Source organism: Treponema sp. R6D11, assembly GCF_054786075.1.
Map to the genome: position 1 here is coordinate 1 of NZ_BDHD01000391.1, position 1,187 is coordinate 1,187.

2 pseudogenes are annotated in these 1,187 nt (G+C 48.8%); one reads left to right on the forward strand and one right to left on the reverse strand.

The window, feature by feature from the left end:
- Positions 1 to 532, forward strand: a pseudogene (locus ACYVTD_RS13385) (V-type ATP synthase subunit A); the annotation flags it as partial.
- On the opposite strand, the pseudogene ACYVTD_RS13390 reads toward ACYVTD_RS13385, so the two are convergent.
- Positions 480 to 1,127: pseudogene (locus ACYVTD_RS13390) on the reverse strand (V-type ATP synthase subunit A); the annotation flags it as partial. The pseudogenes ACYVTD_RS13385 and ACYVTD_RS13390 overlap by 53 nt on opposite strands.
- Positions 1,128 to 1,187 lie beyond the last annotated feature (60 nt).

The window sequence follows — 1,187 nt, forward strand, 5'->3', positions numbered from 1 at the left end:
GCCAGTAGCCGCGCGCGAAGCTTCCGTTTATACGGCGGTAACGCTTGCCGAATATTACAGGCAGATGGGCTTGAACGTCCTGTTGCTTGCGGACTCCACAAGCCGTTGGGCGCAGGCTATGCGCGAAATGTCAGGACGCTTGGAAGAAATCCCGGGTGAAGAAGCGTTCCCAGCTTACATGGAATCTACAATTGCCAGCTTCTACGAAAGAGCCGGTATTGTCCGCCTGCGAGACGGCGGTTTAGGCTCTGTAACAATCGGCGGAACAGTAAGCCCCGCCGGTGGTAACTTTGAAGAGCCGGTTACGCAGGCGACATTGAAAGTAGTAGGCGCGTTCCATGGTCTTTCACGCGAAAGATCTGATGCGCGTAAGTTCCCGGCAATTCACCCGCTTGATTCATGGTCAAAGTACAAAGGAATTATCGACGGCGAAAAAGTAGCTTACGCGCATGGTTTTTTGCGCCGAAGTTCCGAAGTTGAACAGATGATGAAGGTTGTAGGCGTTCTTCGTAGCAGTCAATCGCCCTTTTTACGGGCCATTTGAAGCTGAGTTTTACGGGAACGGCGTTTCCTTTTTCGTCTTTTAATTCAGCGATTGTTTCACGGATATTGTAAGTTCCGGCTTCTTTTACCCAAGAAACCGTGTAATTTCCATACAGGTTAAAGGGAACCATTATTCTGTGCGTAAAGGAGCCTTCGGGGACTGTTCCCAGAGTGTCAGCTCTTTCTACTTTGTCGCCCGGTTTAACCTTTGGCGTAAATTGCCATGTATTTGATACAGGCAGAGCGTCAAGGTAAACGCCTCTTTCAAGGAAGAATCCGGCGGCTTTCGCCAACTGGGGCAAGGGGTTTTGAAGACCGTCGTAAACCTGTCCCAGAAGACCGGGACCTAATTCGACGGATAACATATCCCCTGTAAATTCAACTTCATCGCCGATGGTAATACCCTTGGTAATTTCAAAGACCTGAAGTTGGCTGATTTCGCCGCGAATTCTGATTACTTCGCTTTTTAGCCGTTTATCGGCGACTTTTACATAGCCGACCTCGTTCATGGATACGTCGCCGTCAAAACGGACGCTTACCATGTTGCCGTTTACGGCTGTTACTATTCCTTTTGTTCCAATCATTTAGTTTCCCCCGGGGAATGTTGCGCGCTTTCTAAAATAGAAGCGTACAAAGTTTTATAT